This window comes from Bradyrhizobium sp. NAS80.1, assembly GCF_001908205.1.
In the GTDB taxonomy this organism is placed as follows: Bacteria; Pseudomonadota; Alphaproteobacteria; order Rhizobiales; family Xanthobacteraceae; genus Bradyrhizobium.
This window is the reverse complement of record NZ_LGHL01000076.1, coordinates 1-18,443: the sequence shown is the minus strand read 5'-3', so window position 1 is coordinate 18,443 and position 18,443 is coordinate 1. Positions and strand designations below refer to the sequence as shown.

At 63.9% G+C, this 18,443-nt stretch carries 18 protein-coding genes and 1 pseudogene; 8 read left to right on the top strand and 11 right to left on the bottom strand.

The window, feature by feature from the left end; genetic code table 11:
• Positions 1 to 201 (top strand): M24 family metallopeptidase (locus tag AC629_RS18765; RefSeq protein ID WP_143199245.1); only part of this gene is annotated, 201 nt, incomplete at its 5' end.
• Between the two features lie 19 nt (positions 202 to 220).
• On the opposite strand, the gene AC629_RS18760 is transcribed toward AC629_RS18765, so the two are convergent.
• Positions 221 to 1,765, bottom strand: coding sequence for a class I adenylate-forming enzyme family protein (locus AC629_RS18760; RefSeq protein ID WP_143199244.1), 1,545 nt, complete (start codon positions 1,763 to 1,765; stop codon positions 221 to 223).
• Positions 1,766 to 1,775: 10 nt separating this feature from the next.
• On the bottom strand, positions 1,776 to 2,561 hold the full coding sequence (locus tag AC629_RS18755) for a crotonase/enoyl-CoA hydratase family protein (protein WP_084806511.1): 786 nt from the start codon (positions 2,559 to 2,561) through the stop codon (positions 1,776 to 1,778).
• Between the two features lie 96 nt (positions 2,562 to 2,657).
• On the opposite strand from AC629_RS18755, the gene AC629_RS18750 reads away from it, so the two are divergent.
• Positions 2,658 to 3,437, top strand: a complete 780-nt coding sequence (locus AC629_RS18750) for a hypothetical protein (RefSeq protein WP_084806510.1) — start codon at positions 2,658 to 2,660, stop codon at positions 3,435 to 3,437.
• An 18-nt stretch (positions 3,438 to 3,455) separates the two neighbouring features.
• Here AC629_RS18750 and AC629_RS18745 read toward each other — a convergent pair whose 3' ends face one another.
• A complete protein-coding gene (locus tag AC629_RS18745) occupies positions 3,456 to 4,283 on the bottom strand; it encodes a hypothetical protein (RefSeq protein WP_084806514.1) in 828 nt (275 codons plus the stop codon).
• A 168-nt stretch (positions 4,284 to 4,451) separates the two neighbouring features.
• On the opposite strand from AC629_RS18745, the gene AC629_RS18740 reads away from it, so the two are divergent.
• Positions 4,452 to 4,844, top strand: coding sequence for a cupin domain-containing protein (locus AC629_RS18740; protein ID WP_084806509.1), 393 nt, complete (start codon positions 4,452 to 4,454; stop codon positions 4,842 to 4,844).
• A 36-nt stretch (positions 4,845 to 4,880) separates the two neighbouring features.
• Here the strand turns inward: AC629_RS18740 and AC629_RS18735 are convergent, their stop codons facing one another.
• Positions 4,881 to 6,878 carry a primary-amine oxidase gene (locus AC629_RS18735; RefSeq protein ID WP_084806508.1) on the bottom strand — a complete coding sequence of 666 codons (1,998 nt, stop codon included), beginning with the start codon at positions 6,876 to 6,878 and terminating at the stop codon, positions 4,881 to 4,883.
• A 15-nt stretch (positions 6,879 to 6,893) separates the two neighbouring features.
• Positions 6,894 to 8,090: a serine hydrolase domain-containing protein gene (locus AC629_RS18730; RefSeq protein WP_084806507.1), complete on the bottom strand. Its 1,197-nt coding sequence runs from the start codon at positions 8,088 to 8,090 to the stop codon at positions 6,894 to 6,896.
• 180 nt (positions 8,091 to 8,270) lie between these two features.
• On the opposite strand from AC629_RS18730, the gene AC629_RS18725 reads away from it, so the two are divergent.
• Positions 8,271 to 9,260, top strand: a complete 990-nt coding sequence (locus AC629_RS18725; protein WP_084806506.1) for a helix-turn-helix domain-containing protein — start codon at positions 8,271 to 8,273, stop codon at positions 9,258 to 9,260.
• 18 nt (positions 9,261 to 9,278) lie between these two features.
• Here AC629_RS18725 and AC629_RS18720 read toward each other — a convergent pair whose 3' ends face one another.
• From AC629_RS18720 to AC629_RS18700, 5 genes and pseudogenes are all read right to left on the bottom strand, one after another.
• Positions 9,279 to 10,055 (bottom strand): MetQ/NlpA family ABC transporter substrate-binding protein, encoded by a 777-nt coding sequence (locus AC629_RS18720; RefSeq protein WP_084806505.1) that lies wholly within the window; start codon positions 10,053 to 10,055, stop codon positions 9,279 to 9,281.
• 28 nt (positions 10,056 to 10,083) lie between these two features.
• Positions 10,084 to 10,750 (bottom strand): annotated as a pseudogene (locus tag AC629_RS18715) (methionine ABC transporter permease).
• Positions 10,740 to 11,879, bottom strand: coding sequence for a methionine ABC transporter ATP-binding protein (locus tag AC629_RS18710; RefSeq protein WP_210419066.1), 1,140 nt, complete (start codon positions 11,877 to 11,879; stop codon positions 10,740 to 10,742). Before AC629_RS18710 ends, AC629_RS18715 begins: the two are co-directional and overlap by 11 nt.
• A gap of 240 nt (positions 11,880 to 12,119) precedes the next feature.
• A complete protein-coding gene (locus AC629_RS18705; RefSeq protein WP_084806504.1) occupies positions 12,120 to 13,592 on the bottom strand; it encodes a DASS family sodium-coupled anion symporter in 1,473 nt (490 codons plus the stop codon).
• A 113-nt stretch (positions 13,593 to 13,705) separates the two neighbouring features.
• Positions 13,706 to 14,512 (bottom strand): enoyl-CoA hydratase/isomerase family protein, encoded by an 807-nt coding sequence (locus AC629_RS18700; RefSeq protein ID WP_084806503.1) that lies wholly within the window; start codon positions 14,510 to 14,512, stop codon positions 13,706 to 13,708.
• A gap of 122 nt (positions 14,513 to 14,634) precedes the next feature.
• Between AC629_RS18700 and nthA the strand changes: the two genes are divergently transcribed.
• From nthA to AC629_RS18685, 3 genes are read left to right on the top strand one after another with little or no spacing between them, the layout of a single operon-like run.
• Positions 14,635 to 15,270: a nitrile hydratase subunit alpha gene (gene nthA / locus AC629_RS18695; RefSeq protein ID WP_084806502.1), complete on the top strand. Its 636-nt coding sequence runs from the start codon at positions 14,635 to 14,637 to the stop codon at positions 15,268 to 15,270.
• The gene (gene nthB / locus AC629_RS18690) at positions 15,267 to 15,926 is read left to right on the top strand and encodes a nitrile hydratase subunit beta (RefSeq protein WP_084806501.1); all 660 of its coding nucleotides are present in this window, start codon (positions 15,267 to 15,269) and stop codon (positions 15,924 to 15,926) included. Before nthA ends, nthB begins: the two co-directional genes overlap by 4 nt.
• Positions 15,926 to 16,303 carry a nitrile hydratase accessory protein gene (locus AC629_RS18685; protein ID WP_084806500.1) on the top strand — a complete coding sequence of 126 codons (378 nt, stop codon included), beginning with the start codon at positions 15,926 to 15,928 and terminating at the stop codon, positions 16,301 to 16,303. Before nthB ends, AC629_RS18685 begins: the two co-directional genes overlap by 1 nt.
• A gap of 236 nt (positions 16,304 to 16,539) precedes the next feature.
• Here the strand turns inward: AC629_RS18685 and queC are convergent, their stop codons facing one another.
• Complete coding sequence (gene queC, locus AC629_RS18680; RefSeq protein ID WP_084806499.1) at positions 16,540 to 17,253, bottom strand: 7-cyano-7-deazaguanine synthase QueC; 714 nt, start codon at positions 17,251 to 17,253, stop codon at positions 16,540 to 16,542.
• A 126-nt stretch (positions 17,254 to 17,379) separates the two neighbouring features.
• Here queC and mazG point away from each other — a divergent pair, with 126 nt between their 5' ends.
• Positions 17,380 to 18,234: a nucleoside triphosphate pyrophosphohydrolase gene (gene mazG / locus AC629_RS18675; protein ID WP_084806498.1), complete on the top strand. Its 855-nt coding sequence runs from the start codon at positions 17,380 to 17,382 to the stop codon at positions 18,232 to 18,234.
• Positions 18,235 to 18,443 lie beyond the last annotated feature (209 nt).

Genomic DNA, 18,443 nt, shown 5'->3' with positions numbered 1-18,443 from the left:
GTCCGGTTCCCTACGACGACACCGACGCCCCGTGGTTCGCCGCTCGAGCCCGGCATGGTGGTGTCGATCGAGACCACGATGAAGCACCCCAGGCGCGGCTTCATCAAGCTCGAGGACACGGTTGTCGTGACGCCAACAGGCCACGAGATCTTTGGCGAGGGCGGCCGCGGATGGAATCTCGGCGGCCGCGCGCTGTCGTGAATCGCGATGACGCAGGTTCTTAGGAACCGGGCGTCGGCTTTAACCGGTTCCGCAGAACCTTGCGGTCCAGCTTGCCTACAGCGGTCTTTGGGATGTCCTGTGTGAAGACGATCCGACGTGGCTTCTTGTAGGAAGCGATTTTCGAACTTGCGAAAGCGATGAGCTCAGACTCCTGTGCGGCCTGGCCCGGCCGTAGAATGACGAATGCCGTGACTGCTTCGACCCATTTTTCGTCGGGCGCGCCGACAACGGCACATTCAAGCACGGCGGGATGCGCCAGCAAGGCGTCTTCGACTTCCCGGGGATAAACGTTGTATCCACCCGAGATGATCATGTCTGACGTGCGGTCGCGGAGATGCAAAAAACCTCCTTCGTCGAAGACACCAACGTCTCTGGTGTGAACCCAACCATCTTCGCGGAACGTCTCCGACGTCAATGAAGGCGCATTGAAATATCCAGCCACGGTCATCGGCCCACGGACGACAATTTCGCCCGGCTCGCCGGGCCGTACATCCCTGCCCTGTTCATCGACAAGACGGATTTCAACATCCAGCGCGGGGCGACCGCAGGCGCCGAGCAGATTCCCGTGATGATCTTCGGGTCGCAGCACCGTAAGACATAGCGGCGCTTCAGTCTGACCGTAATACTGCCAGAAACGACCCTGCCCAAACTTGGCGATCGCGCGATCGATGACCGAGCGAGGCATCGGGGACGCGCCGTAGATGATACGCTCGATAGAGGAAAGATCCCGGTTCTCGAGATCAGGAGATTCGAGCAACATCTGCAGCATCGTTGGGACGAGATTGACTGCAGTAACACGGTGCCGTTCGATCGCCTCCAAGAAGGCGGCGGGCGCAAAGCCGGGGAGAACGACCGTTTTTGCGCCTCGCAGCCAGAATGGAAGAACGAAGGTGCCGCTGGCATGGATCATGGAAGCGGCGTGAAGCATCGAATCTGTCGGCAGGACCGGAAACAGATTCAGGAGAACGTTTCTACAGATTCCTGCGTACGACGCCTGCGTGTGTTGCGCCGCCTTTAGAACGCCCGTAGTGCCAGACGTATAGAGCGTCAGAACGATGTCATGTGGTTCAACGGCGGTTTGCGGAGCTTCGGTTCGTTGCTGTTCGGCAACCGAGAGAAAGTCTCCCCCCTTTGCGATTTCGGTACCGAGTCCAAGGCAGCGCAAGTCCGGAAGAGCTGCACTGATTTCCGTTGCTCGCTCAACCAGATCAGGACCGAATATCAAGACCGAGCATTGCGAATCCTGGAGCAACCGTACGTGCTCTTGAGCGGACAGGCGCGAATTCAACGGCACACGGTTAACGCCCGCCTTCACGCAACCGAAATCCAGCGGGATGCTCGGGAGGCTGTTGTTGACGAGCAGAGCGACGCGTGTACGCGGGTTCGCACCTAACGATGCGAAAGCGTGCGCGAATTGATTGGCGCGCGCGTTCACTTCAGCGAATGTCTGCTGTTCATCACCAAAAACGACAGCAATGCGGTCGGCATTCTGACGCGCGCCGCGTTCAATGAGCTCGAGATAAGTTGCTCCGCTGTAAGACATGCTTAGTCCTTTACTCGCCGAACTGGCCATGGCGGCCCGCCCCGTTTTCAAACCGTTTGGCGCCCGCTTTACCCTCAAGCGCGACGATCGGCGCACCCCAGCGGCCCTCCTGGCGAATTGCATCGGCCAACGAAAGGTCCCACTGCATGTATGCCGAGCGGCGATCGGCTTTCATGCATTCCTGTGGAAATGAGGCGATCTCTCGCGCCAACTGCTCCGCGGCAGGCCGAGACTGCCCGTTCGGCACCACCCGGTTGGCTAACCCCATGGCGAGAGCTTCCTGCGCCCCCACGGGACGGCCCGTCAGAATCATGTCAAGTGCTCGGCCCATTCCGATGATGCGCGGCAATCTCACCGTTCCCCCGTCGATCAGAGGCACTCCCCATCGGCGGCAGAACACGCCGAAGGTCGCGCCTTCCTCCGCCACGCGCATGTCCGCCAGGAGCGATAGTTCAAGCCCTCCAGCGACAGCGTAACCTGCCACTGCTGCAATCAGCGGCTTTGAAAGGTTCATACGTGACGGCCCCATTGGGCCATCCCCTCCGCCGTCCATGTCCAATTCGTGTGTGCGAGCGGGATCATTTACGGCCGTCAAGTCGGCTCCCGCGCAGAAGACTCCGTGCTCCCCCCAGAGGACGGCGACCTTTTGACTGTCGTCCGCCTCAAATTCTCGAAAGGCTTTTCGAAGCTCTGAGGCCATCGGACCATCGACCGCGTTCCTGCGATCGGGCCGATCCATGATGATCGTGGTGATGGCGCCTTCCCGCTCGATCCGGACCGCGCTTCGTCCCTGCATCTCAGCTCCATTTCACATTTTGTCTACTTGGATTAAACGATGTAATATTGCGCTGTGACTGTCAAGTGCGGCATATCATTCCGAATGACATCGAAAATGCCGAGCGCCGCCATCCTGGTCCTTGATATGCTCGCCGCCACGTCCCATCGGCGGAGGTCGGCGCAGGAGTTGTGTCGCGCAGGGGCGATCATGGGATTCAGCGACGCCACAATACGGGTGGCGCTTACGCGCCTGGCTCAGCAGGAGAAAATCGAGAAGCATGATCGCGCCTCATATTCTCTCAACACCCAAGGCAATCGCCTGCAGCTCGAAATTGAAAACTGGCGCGAGCGCGTTGCGTGGATAGTTCCCTGGCGTGGGGATTGGATCGTTGTCCACGATGGTACAACGGACCGCTCGGACAAGACCAGTTTGCGCAGGCATCGGCGCGCCTTGTTGTTGCGCGGCCTCCAGAAGTGGAAGCAAGGTCTTTATCTTCGGCCGAACAATTTGGCAGGAGGTGCCGCATCGTTGCGTGTCCAACTGAGCGAGCTCGGTCTCGCCAAGGGCGCCGAATTGTTCGTTGCCGGAGACTTCTGCCAGCAACAAACGGCTGAGATTCTGGGGCTATGGAACATCCCTGTCCTGCGGCGAAATTACGAAAAGCTTCTGGCGCGCGCAAAGGACGGCCAGCGGCGCTTGCTGGAGCTACGTCCCGAAGCCGCGGCTCGCGAATCTCTCCTGGTTGGCCGCGAGCTTATCAGTCACGTCATGCGTGACCCGCTCTTGCCTTCCGAAATCTTGAAGGGCCCGCAGCTTCGGGAGCTTGCGCAGGCGATTGCAGACTATCAGAACGCGAGCAAGAGAATTTGGGACGATCTCTTGAACGATCAATAGCTTTGGCGGCGGTGCGCACTAGCGCAGCGTCAGCAGCTCAAGCTGGCTTTGTGCCTTCTTGACGGCTGCTGCGAACCAGCTCTGGCTTGGCGCTTCCCTGGCGAAACATTTTGTATATGCGTCCATCGCCTGGTCTTCGCGGGCCATGGTGTCCTGCGGGGTCTTCTTGTTGACCGGTTTGGCCATCATCTGCTTCCAGACTTTTTCGCAGGCTGGGATTTCAGCCGTCTTCACGGCGTCGGTTGTGGCGAGGAAGTAGACCTTCTCGCCCTGGACAACGACAACGTCGATTTCATGCGGCGGCGCCTTCAGACCGCCGTTGCCGCGCACGCCGAGCACAGCGACCGCGACGCTTGCGGTCGCAGGCTTTGCGATCGGCAGCTCGGCATATTTGGCGAAGGCTGCATCCTGGATGGCATAATAGTAGAAACGGTCCGACCTGAACGCGGCACCGACCTCCTGCGGCATGCCGTCGTCGCGATGCTCGGCAAGCCAGTGCTTGAGCAAGCCGGTCGTGGTCACCACGGCTTGCGTCTTGTCGCCTTCGGAGGCGAAGCCAAGCCCGTCGAGATGGCCGAAGCCGATATCACCCCTGAAGAGCGTGTCGACGTTCGACTGGCCGTCGGCCGGCAACCCCTTGATCGTGACCGGCCCTAACAGGCCGCGCAGCACGCCTGCCAACTTCCTAAGCGCCGCGTCGTGCTGCTTGGTCGTCTCGTCGTTTTCCGCGGCTTTAGGGAATTCTGCGATGTAGCGGTCACGCAGGTCGAGATATTGCCGCTCAGGCGAGGCCGCCTTCGCGTTGGCGGGGAACACGAACAAACAGAACAGGGCGAGCCACTTCATCATGATTGCACCGGTTGAGAGCCGTCTCCCGGTCTTCGTGCTGCCGGCTCGCTGGAAGGTTCATTCTCGAAGGCCGAGGCACTATTCCCTCTGATCGGATCGGGTGGGAAACGCCGTCGGCCTGCGGTAAGCTTGACCCGAGTCAGGATTAGTTCGGGAGATGATTGCATGACGGAGCCCGGCTTTGGTCGGTTCATGAAGGACCACAGGGAGTTTTTCAACGCGCTTGCCGATGATGGATGGCGGGCTGTCCCTGGCTATGTCGGGGTTGAGGAAAAGATCCTGTCTGGCCGCTTTGATCATCCGACGCGAACGGGCGCCGTGACCCGCTTGTCGCGCTGGGCCGCCGGTGCGTCGGTGGACCACGCAGTCTCGCACGATTGGTGTGAGGAAGTCTTTCTGGTTTCGGGCACGCTTTCCATCGGCTCGACGACACAGGAAACGTGGCGGCTGGAGGCCGGCACCTACGCCGTGAGGCCCGCCCATGTCGAGCACGGGCCGTTCTTCACCCGCGACGGGTGCCTGATGATCGAGTTTTTGTATTACCCGCCGACGGCGTAGCGACGGCCCGGCGCGTCAACGTTGCCGTTGGCGCGCCTAGCTCTTGTGGCAGCACGAGCCGCGGCCGGCCCCCTCCTCGCCCGCAAGCACGCTGCGGCTGTTGCGGTCCGGTGGAATGTCGCCGGCGGCATTGGCCGCGAAGAAACCGGTCGGCTTCAGCATGAAGCCGGCATATTCGACCGGCATGATCGGGAAGTCCTCGGGCTTGCAGACATGGGTGTGGCCGAAGGAGTGCCAGACCACGATGTCGGCATTCTCGATGTTGCGGTTCTGCGCAGCGTAACGCGGCAGGCCATCGCCGCCGGCATGGACGTTGGGATAGTCGCCGCTGGCGTATTTCTCCGCAGGATCGAACGCGGTGACCCAGACGTGCTTGGTGGCAAAGCCGCCGCGTTTGCGGACGTAGCTGCCCTCCTGGGCCAGCATCAACGGGCTCGGGTTGACGACGAGCTTGTATGCCGGAGCATTGCCGACCGAATTGGTCTCGTTGGGATTGCTGATCTTCCAGAACCGGCCGGTCTCGCCATTGGCGATCGCCGCCGCATCGCGCTCGCGCGACAAAACGCGTGTGGTGGTGTCGAATACGTTGCCATGGGGATTATCGTGGCCCCAGGGCCGCGGCACGAAGTCGTGCTCGGTGACCGTATTGCCGCCGCCGTCGATGTTCATGTGCAGGCGCACGTTGAAGAAGTGCTGGTGCGTCGGCCCGCCCAGATTGTCGTCGACCATGCCGCCCCATTTGTATCTTTCGCCGGGCTGCACGGCTGCGGTCTGGATGATGCCGGTGAGTTTGGTCTCTAACTGGATCGTGCCATCCTGGTACAGATACCAGTAGAAGCCATAGTCGTAATTGCCGACGGTCGCGAAGAAGGAGATGACGAGACGCCGCGAGCGGCGGACCTCGAACAGGCCGTTACGGAATTCGTAGTGTTTCCAGGCAATTCCGTAGTCTTCTTCATGCATGCAGATAGCGTTCCGCATGACGAAGGGCTCGCCCTTGTTGTCGGCGGCCGACACGTCGAAATAGTGGATGTTGCCGAGGCAGTCGCAGCCGAGCTCGAGGGCGTTCGCGAGCATGCCGAGGCCATATTCGCCGGCGTCGAACGCCGACTTCCAGAAGTGGTTGGCGGTTGGGTCGGCGTAAGGCACCACCATCTCGGTGATGCTGGCGCGATGGATCAGCGACCGCTTGCGCTCGTCGTCCTGGTAGCTGAGCTGATGCAGCACCAGGCCTTCGCGCGGCGTGAAGCCGACGCGGAAGCTCCACTTCTGCCAGTCGACCTTCCAGCCATCCACGCGAAAGCTCGCACCCTCGGGCTGCTCGATATGCAGCGGCTTGATGTCGGTACGCGGGCTCGTGACTTCGTGTGCGCCGTAGTTCCGTTTCTTCCGCGGGATCGGCACGATCGGGTCTTGGTCCGTGAGGTCGATGACCTTGCCGCCGATCAGATCCACCACGGCCACCACGCCCTCGATCGGATGGGCATAGCCGTTGTCCTGGAGGTGTTCGCGGAAATAGCTGACGGCGCGCACGATGCGTGCGCCGCGCTCGAACTCCTTGTCGAAGAAGCCCGAGGAAAACGGATCGACCTGAACCAGCTCGATGTCCTTGTCGGTGAGCCCGCGCCGGTGCATCGCCGCGCGCCAGCCGGGATCGGCTTTGACCACGGCCTCGCACTTGAAGAATTCTTCGAACATGACCGACGGCTGCCCGTAGGGCGCCTCGCGGTTCGGCACGATCTTGCGCGTCACGATCTCGCTGCGGCCAAGATCGACGACGTGCTCGATCGCCTCGCCCGACGTCACGTCCAGCGTCAGCACGAAGGCGCGGCGCGGCAGCCCTGCCCCATAGGCAGCCAGCTCCTGCTTGGTCGGCTCTTCAAGCCGCACCGTCGGGAAGCGGCAGTTTTCCGGCGAGGTCGCCGTCGCACGCACCAGGGTGCAGGCGGCTGTAATCTCTTCCGCCGTCAGCGGATCGAGCGGGTGTGGCATCGCGGTCCGCGTCGGCGATTTCGCTTTGACGGTGTCGAGCATAATGATCTCCTGGCGTTAGCGCGGAGCAAGATGCGCGGTGATGGCGCGGAAGCCGGCGAGCCAGCTGAGGTCGATCGGAACGTCCATCGCCTTCGGCTGCGTCGCGAGCTTGACGATGACGGTGTCCGAGTCCGGGTCGACGTGGAGCAACTGGCCGTGAATGCCGATTCCGGTGAGAGCGTTGCGTGACGGATCGATCGTGAACCATTTGCTGCGATAACGTGCGCCCGGGAAGAACTCGGCAAGGTCGCCATCGGCCCACGCCTTGGGATCGCCGTTCTCGTGGATGTCGTCGATCCACCAGCCCGGCACCACCTGCCGTCCCTCGACCACGCCTCGGCAGCGGATCATCTCACCGAAGCGCAGGAGGTCGCGTGCGGTGACCGAGAGACCGCCGGCGATTCGGCCCATGCCGTGGCTGTCGAGCGTGAGGGAGCCATCTTCCTCGGCGCCCATCGGCTGCCAGAGATATTCGGAGAGGATGCGCGGGTATGGCATGCCGCAGGCGCGCTCATAGACCCAGCCGAGCACTTCCGTGTTGGTCGAGACGTAGTGGAACACCTTGCCGTGCGGCTTGCCGGTGCCGCGCAGGGTCGTGAGATAGGCCCGCTGGTGTCCGGGCTCGACGCCCGGCGGCGGCACGTCCCAGCCCGAGGAGAAGCGATAGCGCGCGACGTCGCCGGCAGGGTCCTCGTAGTCTTCCTCGAAGTTGATCGCGACCGCCATGTCGAGGACGTTGCGGACGGTGCAGGTGCCGTAGACAGAGGTCTCCAGCTCAGGCACGTAGCGCACCACCCTCGCCTCCGGATCGAGCAGCCCTCGCCCGGCCAAGACGCCGCCGAGCGTGCCGGCGATCGACTTGCTGATCGAGCAGATCAGGTGCGGCGTGGTCACGCTCATGCCGTCGCCGTACCATTCGTGGATCAGCGTGCCCTTGTGCATGACGAGGAGCGCATCGGCGAAAGTCTCTCGCAGCGTGGCCTCGATCGTCGTCGGCTTGCCGTCGGGAGTGGTGAAGCCAAGCCTTGTCAGCTCGCGCGGCGCGCTTGGCATCGGCGTCGGATGGGCCGAGCGGCGCACCTCCGCGGTCGGCAGCACCTCGCGGGTGTGGGTGAAGCCCCAGCGGATAGCGGGAAAAGTGCGCCAGTTGGCGCGGGTCACCTGGGCCTCGGGCGCGGCCGGGCTGCCGCGCATGATATCGGTCGGTCGCATGTCGTTCCTCCGCAAGGCTGTCGCGACAGATATGTCGGGCCTGTACCGGAGGAAGTCTGCACCTCGGTGTCACCGCGCGTTATCGAGATCCCGCAATATTTTGCTGGACACGGGCACGGGCCGTGCCAGTCTGGCGTGGTTCTTGCTGGCTGTTCTGCTTACAGATTCTGACGTGCTGTCATGGCCTTAAGCGCAACTCTTCCGACTCTGAATTCGCCGGCAAACCTGCTCCAGGCGACCAGCACGGATGTCGATGAGCACTGCGCCGCGCTCGGCCGCTGGCGGCTCAGCTACGACCAGATCAGCGCCGGCGCCTTCCGGGGCAGTTTCACGCAGCTCTCGCTGCCCCGGCTCGAAGTGTTCCGCGAGATCACCAGCCAGCAGGTGCGCCAATACGGCCAGTTGGGTGCCGGCAGTTTTGGCATCGGCCTGCCCTGGCACGGCGAAGGTGAGGTCAATTGCAACGGCGCTAGCGCTGCGGGAGCCAAGGTCATCGCCTGCATCGATGCCGAAGTCGACATGTGCACGCCGAAGGCGTTCGAGTTTCGTGGCGTAGTTACCAGTGCGGCGCTGATCGAGGAATTGGCCGCCAACCTCGACATCGAGCTGCCGCGCAGCGTCTGGCACCAGTTGCGGGTGATCGAAATGGCGGAAGCACCCGTTGCCCGGCTGCGCGCTCATCTTGCTGCCATCCACGAGACCATCACGGCTGTGCCCGAACGTCTCGACGATCCGGCCGCTCGGCAGGCGCTGGAACACGCCCTCCTCGTCGAGATCATGGACATGCTGCCGACGGCGCGCCCGAGCGATCCCGGCCGCAGCTCTGCCGCGCGCAAGCGCACCGTCGACCGCGCCCGCGAGCTGATGCACGGCACCGGCGATCGCGCGCTGTCGCTGCTGGAGGTCTGCAAGGCTGTCGGCGCCAGCCCGCGCAAGCTCGGCTATTGCTTCCAGGAGGTCCTGGGGACGAGCCCGATGCACTACTGGCGCGCGATGCGGCTGAATGTCGTGCGGCGCGACCTGAAACGCTCCCGCGATGCCGGGACATCCGTCTACGACGTCGCCGTGCAGCACGGCTTCTGGCACTTCAGCCAGTTCTCGCTCGACTACAAGCGCCACTTCTCCGAGCTGCCCTCCGAGACGCTGCGGCGCGCCAGGTTAGCTGCCTGACGCGCGCCTCCTCTGCTCTCACCAGGTCGGCAGGTAGGTGCCCTTGAAGCGCGTCTCCAGGAACGCCTTCACCGGATCGGAGTGATAGACCTCGATCAGCTGCTTCACCCAGGGCTTGTCTTTGTCCTCCTCGCGGACGGCGAGGATGTTGACCCAGGGACCGTCGGCGTCTTCGCGGGCGATCGCATCGACAGCCGGATTGAGGCCGGCCTGGACGGCGTAATTGTTGTTGATCGAGACGACGTCGACGTCCTGGAGCGACCGCGGAAGCTGGGCGGCGTCGAGCTCGACGAAGCGGAGCTTCTTCGGGTTGTCGGTGATGTCGGCGACGGTCGAGGCGACGTTGTTCGGATCCTTCAGCTTGATCACGCCGTGCAGCGCCAGGATCATCAGGCCGCGCGCGCCGTTGGAGGGGTCGTTGGCGATGGCGACGCGGGCCCCCTCAGGCAGGTCGGCGAGCTTCTTGTACTTCAGCGAATAGACGCCCTGCGGCGAGCCGATCGTGTTCGCGACCTTGACGATCTTCCAGCCGGTCTTGGAAATCTGGTTCTTCAGGTAGGGCTCGTGCTGGAACGAGTTCGCCTCCAGATCCTTCAGCGCCAGCGCCTGGTTCGGGATCACGTAATCGGTGAACTCGACCACCTTGATATCGAGGCCGCGCTCGGCGCCGACCTTCTTCACGACGTCCATGATCTCGGCATGTGGGCCTGCGGTCACGCCGACGCGGATGGTGTCGGCCTCGGCCGAATTCGCGAGCAGCAAGGCTGCAGCCGCAAGGGTTGCCAGAAAACGCATCAGTCTCTCCAGTTTCAGCAAATGTGTATCAGCGATTGCGCAGCCGTCGGTTGACCCGGCGCGCCAGATAATCGCCCGCGCTCTGAACGAGCTGCACCAGCGCGATCAGCACGACGACGACGGCCAGCATCATGTCGGGCATGAAGCGCTGGTAGCCGTAGCGGATGCCGAGATCGCCGAGACCCCCCGCCTCCGACGGCGCCGACCATGGCGGAGTAGCCGAGCAGGCTGACCACCGCGAGCGTCAGGGCCAGCAGGAGGCCGGGCAGCGCCTCTGGGATCAGCACCTTGAACACGATCTGGATCGGCGAGGCGCCGAACGAGGACGCGGTTTCGATCAGGCCGCCATCGACCTCGCGGATCGCAGCTTCAACGAGGCGCGCGATGAACGGTGTCGATGCGATCGTCAGCGGCACGATTGCTGCCGTCGAGCCGATCGAGGTGCCGGCGACGAGGCGCGTGAACGGGATGATGGCGACGACCAGGATGATGAAGGGCGTGGAGCGCGTGGCATTGACGATGATGCCGAGCGCGCCGTTGACGGCGGGCGCCGCGAACAGCTCCCCTTTCCGGCTGGTCGCAAGGAAGACACCGATCGGCAGGCCGAAGGCGGTACCGAGCAGCGCTGCTACCCCGACCATGAACAGGCTTTCGCCGGTGGCCTGGATGATCAGGTTGATGAGTTCAGGCGACATAGCCGAGACGCTCCGCCGAGAATTGACATTGAGAGAGCCAGGCGAGCGTCCGCGTCGCTGCGCCCCCGCCCCCGGGAATACCGAGGGTCAGCGATCCCACATGCTGGCCACCGATCTCGTCGATGCGTGCCGACAGCAGCGAGACGTCAAGGCCGAGCTCGCGTGCGAGCCGGGCCACCAGCGTGTCGCCGGCCCCAGCACCGCGTACCTGGACGCGGATGACGGCGAGGCCGCCCTCGACCGGCTCCGGCACGATCCGGCTTGCCAGCGAGACCGGCAAGCTGTCGCCGATCACCTCGGCCAGGAAGGACTGCGTGATCGGATGCCTGGGATGGGTGAAGATATCGGCGACATGGCCGCTTTCGACGACATGGCCGGCATCGAGCACGACGACTTCCTTCGCCAGCTGGCGCACCACCGACATTTCGTGGGTGATGAGCACGATGGTCACCCCGAGCTCGCGATTGATGTTCGCGAGCAGGTCGAGGATCGCGCGCGTGGTCTGCGGATCGAGCGCGGACGTCGCCTCGTCCGACAGCAGCACGCTCGGACGCGTCGCCAGCGCCCGGGCGATGCCGACGCGCTGCTTCTGGCCGCCGGAGAGCTCCGACGGATAGCGGTCGTGCTTGTCGGCGATGCCGACCAGCGCGAGGAGCTCAGTGACGCGGGCCTTGATTTCGGCCTTGGTCCAGCCGGCGATCTCGAGCGGCAGCGCGATGTTGTCGGCCGCGGTGCGCGACGACAGCAGGTTGAAGTGCTGGAAAATCATGCCAATCGAGCGCTGCGCCAGCCGCAACTCGCGGCCGGCCAGCGCCGAGATGTCGCTGTTATCGACGATCACGCGTCCGGTGGTCGGCTTCTCCAGCCCGTTGATGAGCCGGACGAGGCTCGACTTGCCGGCGCCGGAGCGACCGATCACCCCGGTGATGGAGCCGCGCGGAATTACGAAGTCGATGTTTTGCAGCGCGTTGACGCCGGGTTTGCCGCGATAGGCCGGATAGGTCTTCGAGATTCCGTCGAAGCGGACCATCGCGTCCGCATCAGTCGCGGCAGGTGAAATCGCTTCGAGCGTTTCGATCGGCTGTCGAAGCGCGAGCGATTGGTGGGCGTTCATGGAGGCTGCCTTCATGCACAATAGTTCGCTTGCCCGCATGCCCTCAGGGCCTACGGCAGCCAGGTCGCATCGAGCGACGGGGAGAAAAGCAGCGGCCGAGCGCCCGGGTGAAGCGCGCTGCACTGCAGCACGCACCATCGCCCCTTCAGGTCTTTCTTGCAATTTCAGATATTTGCGGGGAGTTGGATGAAGTTTCCCAAAACTCTCCCCGGAGGAGAAAATTCGTCTGCCGGGGGTATCAGCCTCCGGTCGGGCTCATCGAAGCTGCAGCCAGGGCAGCACGATCAGCAGGAGTCCTGCGAAATAGAGCAGCCCGAAGATCAGGCCAAAGCCCCAGAACTGGCCCTTCCCGATATAGCCGCTGCCGAAATACATCGGCGCGGGTCCCGTCGCATAAGGCGAGATGACGCCCATCAGGCCGAGCGAATACATGCAGAGCATGGCGAGCGTCGTCACCGGCAGGCCGTCGATGCCCGATCCGACCGCGAGCACCACCGGCAGCACAGCGGCCGCGTGCGAGGTGATGCTCGAGAAGAAATAGTGGATCCAGAAGAACAGCGCGACCAGCAGGATCATCGCGGTCGACGGCGACAGCCCCGCGAGCGGCTTGGCGTATTCGTTCGCGAACCATTTGATGAAGCCGATCTCGTTGAGGCCCGAGGCCAGCGTCAGCAGCGAGGTGAAATAGAAGAACACCTCCCAGGCGCTCTTCTCGCCGACGATGTCGGCAAACTCGATCACGCCGGTGACCAGCATCAGCGAGATCACGATGAAGACGACAGTGGTCGCGTTGACGAAGTTCGAGCCGAGAACCGGCACGTGGATGTCCGGGCTCGATCCTGCGATCCACAGGAACATCGCGAGCAGGATCAGCGCCAGCATGATCCACTCGTTGCGCGACATCGGGCCCATTTCCCCGAGTTCCTTCGCCGCCCATTCGGAGATTTCCGGGCTGCGCTTCACCTCCGGCCGGCACGCGAGATAGCTGAGCAAGGGCACCAGCAGCATCAGGAGAATGCCGAGCGGCGCAAAACCGATGAACCATTGGCCCCAGCTCACCTCCACCCCAACCGTCTTCTTGGCGATCGCCAGCGCCGCCGCGTTGGGCGCGAGCGCCGTGAAGAACAGCGAACTGGTGACCGCAGTCGCCGCGAACGCCGTCCACATTACATAGGTGCCGATCTTGCCGGCGGTCGGTCCCGGCTCGGAGCCGTAGATGCGCGGGATGTTGCTGATGATGGGATAGACGATGCCGCCGCTGCGCGCGGTGTTGGACGGCGTCGCCGGCGCGAGCAGGAAGTCCGCCATCGCGACCGCATAGCCAAGGCCAAGCGTGTTGCGGCCGAGGCGCTTTACCAGCACCAGCGCGATGCGCCGGCCAAGCTGGCTCTTGCGATAGCCGATCGAGAACACGAAGGCGCCGACGATCAGCCACACCGTGCTCTCGGCGAAGCCCGCCAGCATCCAGCGCAGCGACTTGTTGGGATCAGGGTCAATATAGCCGCCGACGCCGGCGACCGTGAGCCCGATCAGGCCGACCGCGCCGACCGGCATCGATTCCAGAATGAGGCCGGTGATAACAGCCGCGAACACGGCAAAATAGTGCCACTGGTTGACGTTCAGTCCTGTCGGCACCGGCCACAGATAGATCGCCAGCCACACCACGAGCGGCGCGATCAGTCTCCAGCGAAACCCTTTCGCCCCAGGCACCTGCGAACTAGCCGTCATGGACCCTCCCCCTCGATTGTCGCCGCATCATGCAGCCCGTTGGCCCGGCTGCTTTTGTCCTTGCGCGGCCTATACGAATTGTCCGCGACGCGATCAATGGCCTGATCCTAGTGCTACCGCCCCTTGAAGCGTGGCTTGCGGCGGGACAGGAACGCCTCCACGCCCTCCTTGTGATCCTCGCTGAGACTTGCCAATGCGAACTGGTCGACGTCCATGTGGCTGGCGAGATCGTCCAGCGTATGCGCGAGCCGGTTGACAGTCAGCTTTGTCATGGCAACCGAGAGCGGCGGCTGTGCGGCGACCTTGCGGGCGAGCTCCATCGCGGCATCGAAGGCCTTGCCGGGATCGACGACCTGCTCGACCATGCCCCATTCGTAGGCTTCATCCGCGCTGATGCGCTGATCGGCCAGGATCACCGCCTGCTTGGTGCGGGCCGGCCCGATCAGGTGCAACATGCGCGGGATGCTCTGCCAGCTCATGTTCATGCCGAGCCCGATCTCGGGCACGCGCAGATGCGCATCGCTGCCCATCACGCGGAAGTCGAGCGCCACCGCCAGCGCGACGCCGCCGCCGATGCAGAAGCCTTCAATCGCCGCGATCGTGATCTGCTCCATCTCCTGCCAGGCATGGGTGAGGCGCGGGCCGAGCTTGAGATGCCGCCGCAGCGTGCCGAGGTCCATGTCTTTGCGCGAACGCCCTTCGGCATCCTTGAGGTCGAATCCGGCGCTGAACGTATCGACGCTTCCTGTCAGCACCACGACGGAGGTCGCGGCATCGTCCTCGAAGCTGCGCGCGGCCGCGGTGAGCTGGCGCAGCGCCTCCGGCGACAGCGCATTGATGCCGTCGCCGCGGTCGAATCGCACCACCGCAATCCGCCCCTCGGGCCCAAGGCCTTTCTCGATCTTCACGAAGTTCGTCACCAGTGGTCTCCCAGTCTGCTTTGCGGGGATGCTAGCTTACATCCGGCCTCACGAACATGGGACCCGGTTGCGCCCCAACGCATACTCGACAGGCAGGGACCATTGCGCCTATCCTTCGCCTCATGAGCCACGATCACGACCACCATCATCACCACGATCACGATCATTCGGAGCTGTCCGAGACCGAGCTGCGGGTGCGCGCGCTCGAGACGATCCTGACCGAAAAAGGCTATGTCGAGCCGGCCGCGCTCGATGCCATCATCCAGGTCTATGAGACCAAGATCGGCCCGCATAACGGCGCCCGCGTCGTCGCCAAGGCCTGGACCGATCCGACCTTCAGGAAGGCGCTGCTCGAAGACGGCTCGAAGGCCATCGGCACGCTCGGCCATGTCAGCCGCGTCGGCGACCATCTCGTCGTGGTCGAAAACACGCCGCAGCGTCACAACATGGTCGTGTGCACGCTGTGCTCCTGCTACCCCTGGGAAATGCTGGGGCTGCCGCCGGTCTGGTACAAGGCCTCGCCCTACCGCTCGCGCGCGGTGAAGGACCCGCGCGGCGTGCTCGCCGATTTCGACGTCACGCTGCCGAAGGACATGGAAATCCGGGTGTGGGACTCCACAGCCGAGACGCGTTTCCTGGTGCTGCCGATGCGACCCGAAGGCACCGAAGGCTGGAGCGAGGAGCAGCTCGCCGAGCTCGTCACCCGCGACTCCATGATCGGCACCGGATTTCCGAGGAAGCCGGGAGCGCCGTCATGAACGGCGTGCACGACATGGGCGGCATGGACGGGTTCGGCAAGGTCGAGCCCGAGCCGAACGAGCCGATGTTCCATGCGGACTGGGAAGCGCGCGTTCTGGCGATGGTACGTGCCATGGGCGCCGCCGGCGCCTACAACATCGACACCTCGCGCTTCTACCGGGAGACGCTCCCTCCGCACGTTTATCTGTCGAGCTCCTATTACAAGAAATGGTTCCTCGGACTCGAGGAGATGCTGATCGAGAAGGGCTACCTCACCCGAGAGGAGGTTGCCGCCGGCCACGCGATGCAGCCTGCAAAGGCGCTCAAGCACGGCAAGTTCGACCTCGCCAACGTCGAGCGCGTCATGGTGCGCGGCAAGTTCGCCCGCCCCGCCCCGGCGCCCGCCAAGTTCAAGATCGGCGACCGCGTGCGTGCGAAGAACATTCATCCGGCGACGCACACACGGTTGCCGCGCTATGTGCGCGGCCATGTCGGCATTGTCGAGCTGAACCACGGCTGCCATGTGTTTCCGGATTCGGCGGCGATGGAGCTCGGCGAGAATCCGCAATGGCTCTACACGGTGGTGTTCGAAGGCAGCGACCTCTGGGGCGCGGACGGCGATCCGACCTCAAAAGTCTCGATCGACGCGTTCGAGCCGTATCTGGACCCGGCGTGATGAGCGGCACGCTTGCTGCCGCCGCGACGGCGGCCATTCCGAGCATTCCGCGCGATGATGACGGCCCGGTGTTCCGCGCGCCCTGGGAGGCGCACGCGTTCGCCATGGCGCTGACGCTGCACGAGCGCGGCGTGTTCACCTGGCCGGAATGGGCCGCAGCGCTCGCCGACGAGATCAAGCGCGCGCAGGCTGCCGGCGATCCCGATACAGGCGAGACCTACTATCTGCACTGGCTCGCCACGCTGGAGGGACTGGTGGCGCGCAAGGGCGTCGCATCGACGGAGACACTGCATCGCTACCGCGACGCCTGGGACCACGCGGCGGATCGCACCCCGCACGGCAAGCCGATCGAGCTTAGGCCGGAGGATTTCCGGTAGCTCACGTGAGCTCGTCATTGCGAGCGCAGCGAAGCAATCCAGAATCTCTCCGCGGCGGCAGTCTGGATTGCTTCGCTGCGCTCGCAATGACGGCGTTGACGGAGCGCACATCCTCTCCACACGTCATCGCCCGGCTTGACCGGGCGACCCAGTACGCCGCGGCCTCTCGGCTCAAGCACAGTCTCTGGAATACTGGATCACCCGCTTTCGCGGGTGATGACACCGAGTGTGTGGCGTCAGCGTGCCGCCACGAACTCCCGCCACCCCTTCGCCCGCAAACTGCACGCCGGGCACTCCCCGCAGCCATAGCCCCAGTCGTGCTGCGCGCCGCGTTCACCGAGATAGCAGGTGTGCGACTGCTCGCGGATGAGGTCGACCAGCCCGTCGCCGCCGAGGTCATGTGCGAGCTGCCAGGTCGCGGCCTTGTCGATCCACATCAGAGGGGTATGCAGCTCGAATTTCCTGGCCATGCCGAGCGACAGCGCGGCCTGCATGGCGCGGATGGTATCATTGCGGCAATCGGGATAGCCGGAATAGTCGGTCTCGCACATGCCGCCGACGATGTGGGCGATGCCGCGCCGGTAGGCCAGCGCTGCGGCAAAGGTCAGGAACACCAGATTGCGGCCCGGCACGAAGGTGTTCGGCAGTCCGTCGGCGCCCATCGCAATCGCAACATCGCGCGTCAGCGCAGTCTCGGACACGGCCGCCAGCGTCGGGATCGACAGCGTATGGCTCTCGCCGAGCCTGGAAGCCCAGTCCGCGCGGAGGCCCTTGATGCCGTCGAACAAGCGGTCGCGGCAGGCAAGCTCGATGGCGTGGCGCTGGCCGTATTCAAAACCCAGCGTCTCCACGCGCGCGAAGCGGCCCAGTGCCCAGGCAAGGCAGGTGGTGGAATCCTGGCCGCCGGAGAACAGCACCAGCGCGGTTTCGGATGAAAATGCGTCGCTCATGGCCCGCGCTTTAGCACTGCTGGGCGAGCCCGCCAATCGGTGGAAATCGGCCCGTTCCACCGCGTCCCGCTGGGAACGGCGGGCCACTTTTGGCATAAGGCTTGAGAGTCAGGAGACGCCCCCGCAATGACCCCTTCCCGCGACATTTCCCGCCTGATCGAGATCATGGCGGCGCTGCGCACGCCGGCGACCGGCTGCCCCTGGGACCTCGAGCAGGATTTCGCGACGATCGCGCCCTACACGATCGAGGAGGCCTATGAGGTGGTCGAGGCCATCAGCCGCGGCGATCTCGACGATCTTCGCGAGGAGCTCGGCGATCTCCTGCTGCAGGTCGTGTTCCACGCCCAGATGGCTGAAGAGCAGAACGCCTTCGCCTTCGGCGACGTCGTCGAGGCTATCACCCGCAAGATGATCCGGCGCCATCCCCATGTCTTCGCCGACAAGGACGGCAATCTCGCCTCTTCCCACGTCAAGGAAGTCTGGGACCGCATCAAGGCCGAGGAGAAAGCCGAGCGCGCCGCGCGCCGGCCGCGGGAGGAAACGACCTCACACACATCTCTGCTGTCGGGCGTGAAGGCCGGCCAGCCGGCGCTGACGCGCGCCCTGGAACTCCAGCGCAAGGCCTCCACCGTCGGCTTCGACTGGAACGATCCGCGCGCGGTGCTGGCAAAAATCCGCGAGGAAGCTGACGAGATCGAGGCTGCGCTCGACCGCAACGACAAGCAAGAGCTGGTGGAAGAGACCGGCGACCTCATGTTCGCGCTCGTCAACCTCGCCCGCCATATCGACGCCGATCCGGAATCCGCGCTGCGCGCGACGAACGCGAAATTCGAGCGGCGCTTTGCCTATATCGAGCGGGCACTCGCCGCGCAAGGACGTTCGCTGGAGGACGCATCGCTGGAAGAGATGGACGCGTTGTGGAACGAGGCGAAGGGCGAGAAGAAGCCGGAGTCAGAGGAAGGCAAACAAGCCCTCCGCTAATTCCGCCGTCGTCCCGGCGAACGCCGGGACCCATACCGCGTGATTTCTCCGCAGCACGACGAGGCTAATACCGGACACCAAACCGCGCCCTGTGGTTATGGGTCCCTGTGTCTTGGAAGTCTGTCAGGATAGGGTGGGCGGGAAGCCGTTGGGTCCTTGGCGCTTGACGCCGTGAGCCGGCTCGGTCTCCCGCCCGTTCCATCTATCAA

Excerpts from the sequence above, each read along its gene's own strand:
- AC629_RS18760 (WP_143199244.1), bottom strand. The coding sequence starts at position 1,765 with ATGTCTTACAGCGGAGCAACTTATCTCGAGCTCATTGAACGCGGCGCG.
- AC629_RS18755 (WP_084806511.1), bottom strand. The coding sequence starts at position 2,561 with ATGCAGGGACGAAGCGCGGTCCGGATCGAGCGGGAAGGCGCCATCACC.
- AC629_RS18750 (WP_084806510.1), top strand. The coding sequence starts at position 2,658 with ATGCCGAGCGCCGCCATCCTGGTCCTTGATATGCTCGCCGCCACGTCC.
- AC629_RS18745 (WP_084806514.1), bottom strand. The coding sequence starts at position 4,283 with ATGAAGTGGCTCGCCCTGTTCTGTTTGTTCGTGTTCCCCGCCAACGCG.
- AC629_RS18740 (WP_084806509.1), top strand. The coding sequence starts at position 4,452 with ATGACGGAGCCCGGCTTTGGTCGGTTCATGAAGGACCACAGGGAGTTT.
- AC629_RS18735 (WP_084806508.1), bottom strand. The coding sequence starts at position 6,878 with ATGCTCGACACCGTCAAAGCGAAATCGCCGACGCGGACCGCGATGCCA.
- AC629_RS18730 (WP_084806507.1), bottom strand. The coding sequence starts at position 8,090 with ATGCGACCGACCGATATCATGCGCGGCAGCCCGGCCGCGCCCGAGGCC.
- AC629_RS18725 (WP_084806506.1), top strand. The coding sequence starts at position 8,271 with ATGGCCTTAAGCGCAACTCTTCCGACTCTGAATTCGCCGGCAAACCTG.
- AC629_RS18720 (WP_084806505.1), bottom strand. The coding sequence starts at position 10,055 with ATGCGTTTTCTGGCAACCCTTGCGGCTGCAGCCTTGCTGCTCGCGAAT.
- AC629_RS18710 (WP_210419066.1), bottom strand. The coding sequence starts at position 11,879 with ATGAAGGCAGCCTCCATGAACGCCCACCAATCGCTCGCGCTTCGACAG.
- AC629_RS18705 (WP_084806504.1), bottom strand. The coding sequence starts at position 13,592 with ATGACGGCTAGTTCGCAGGTGCCTGGGGCGAAAGGGTTTCGCTGGAGA.
- nthA (WP_084806502.1), top strand. The coding sequence starts at position 14,635 with ATGAGCCACGATCACGACCACCATCATCACCACGATCACGATCATTCG.
- nthB (WP_084806501.1), top strand. The coding sequence starts at position 15,267 with ATGAACGGCGTGCACGACATGGGCGGCATGGACGGGTTCGGCAAGGTC.
- AC629_RS18685 (WP_084806500.1), top strand. The coding sequence starts at position 15,926 with ATGAGCGGCACGCTTGCTGCCGCCGCGACGGCGGCCATTCCGAGCATT.
- queC (WP_084806499.1), bottom strand. The coding sequence starts at position 17,253 with ATGAGCGACGCATTTTCATCCGAAACCGCGCTGGTGCTGTTCTCCGGC.
- mazG (WP_084806498.1), top strand. The coding sequence starts at position 17,380 with ATGACCCCTTCCCGCGACATTTCCCGCCTGATCGAGATCATGGCGGCG.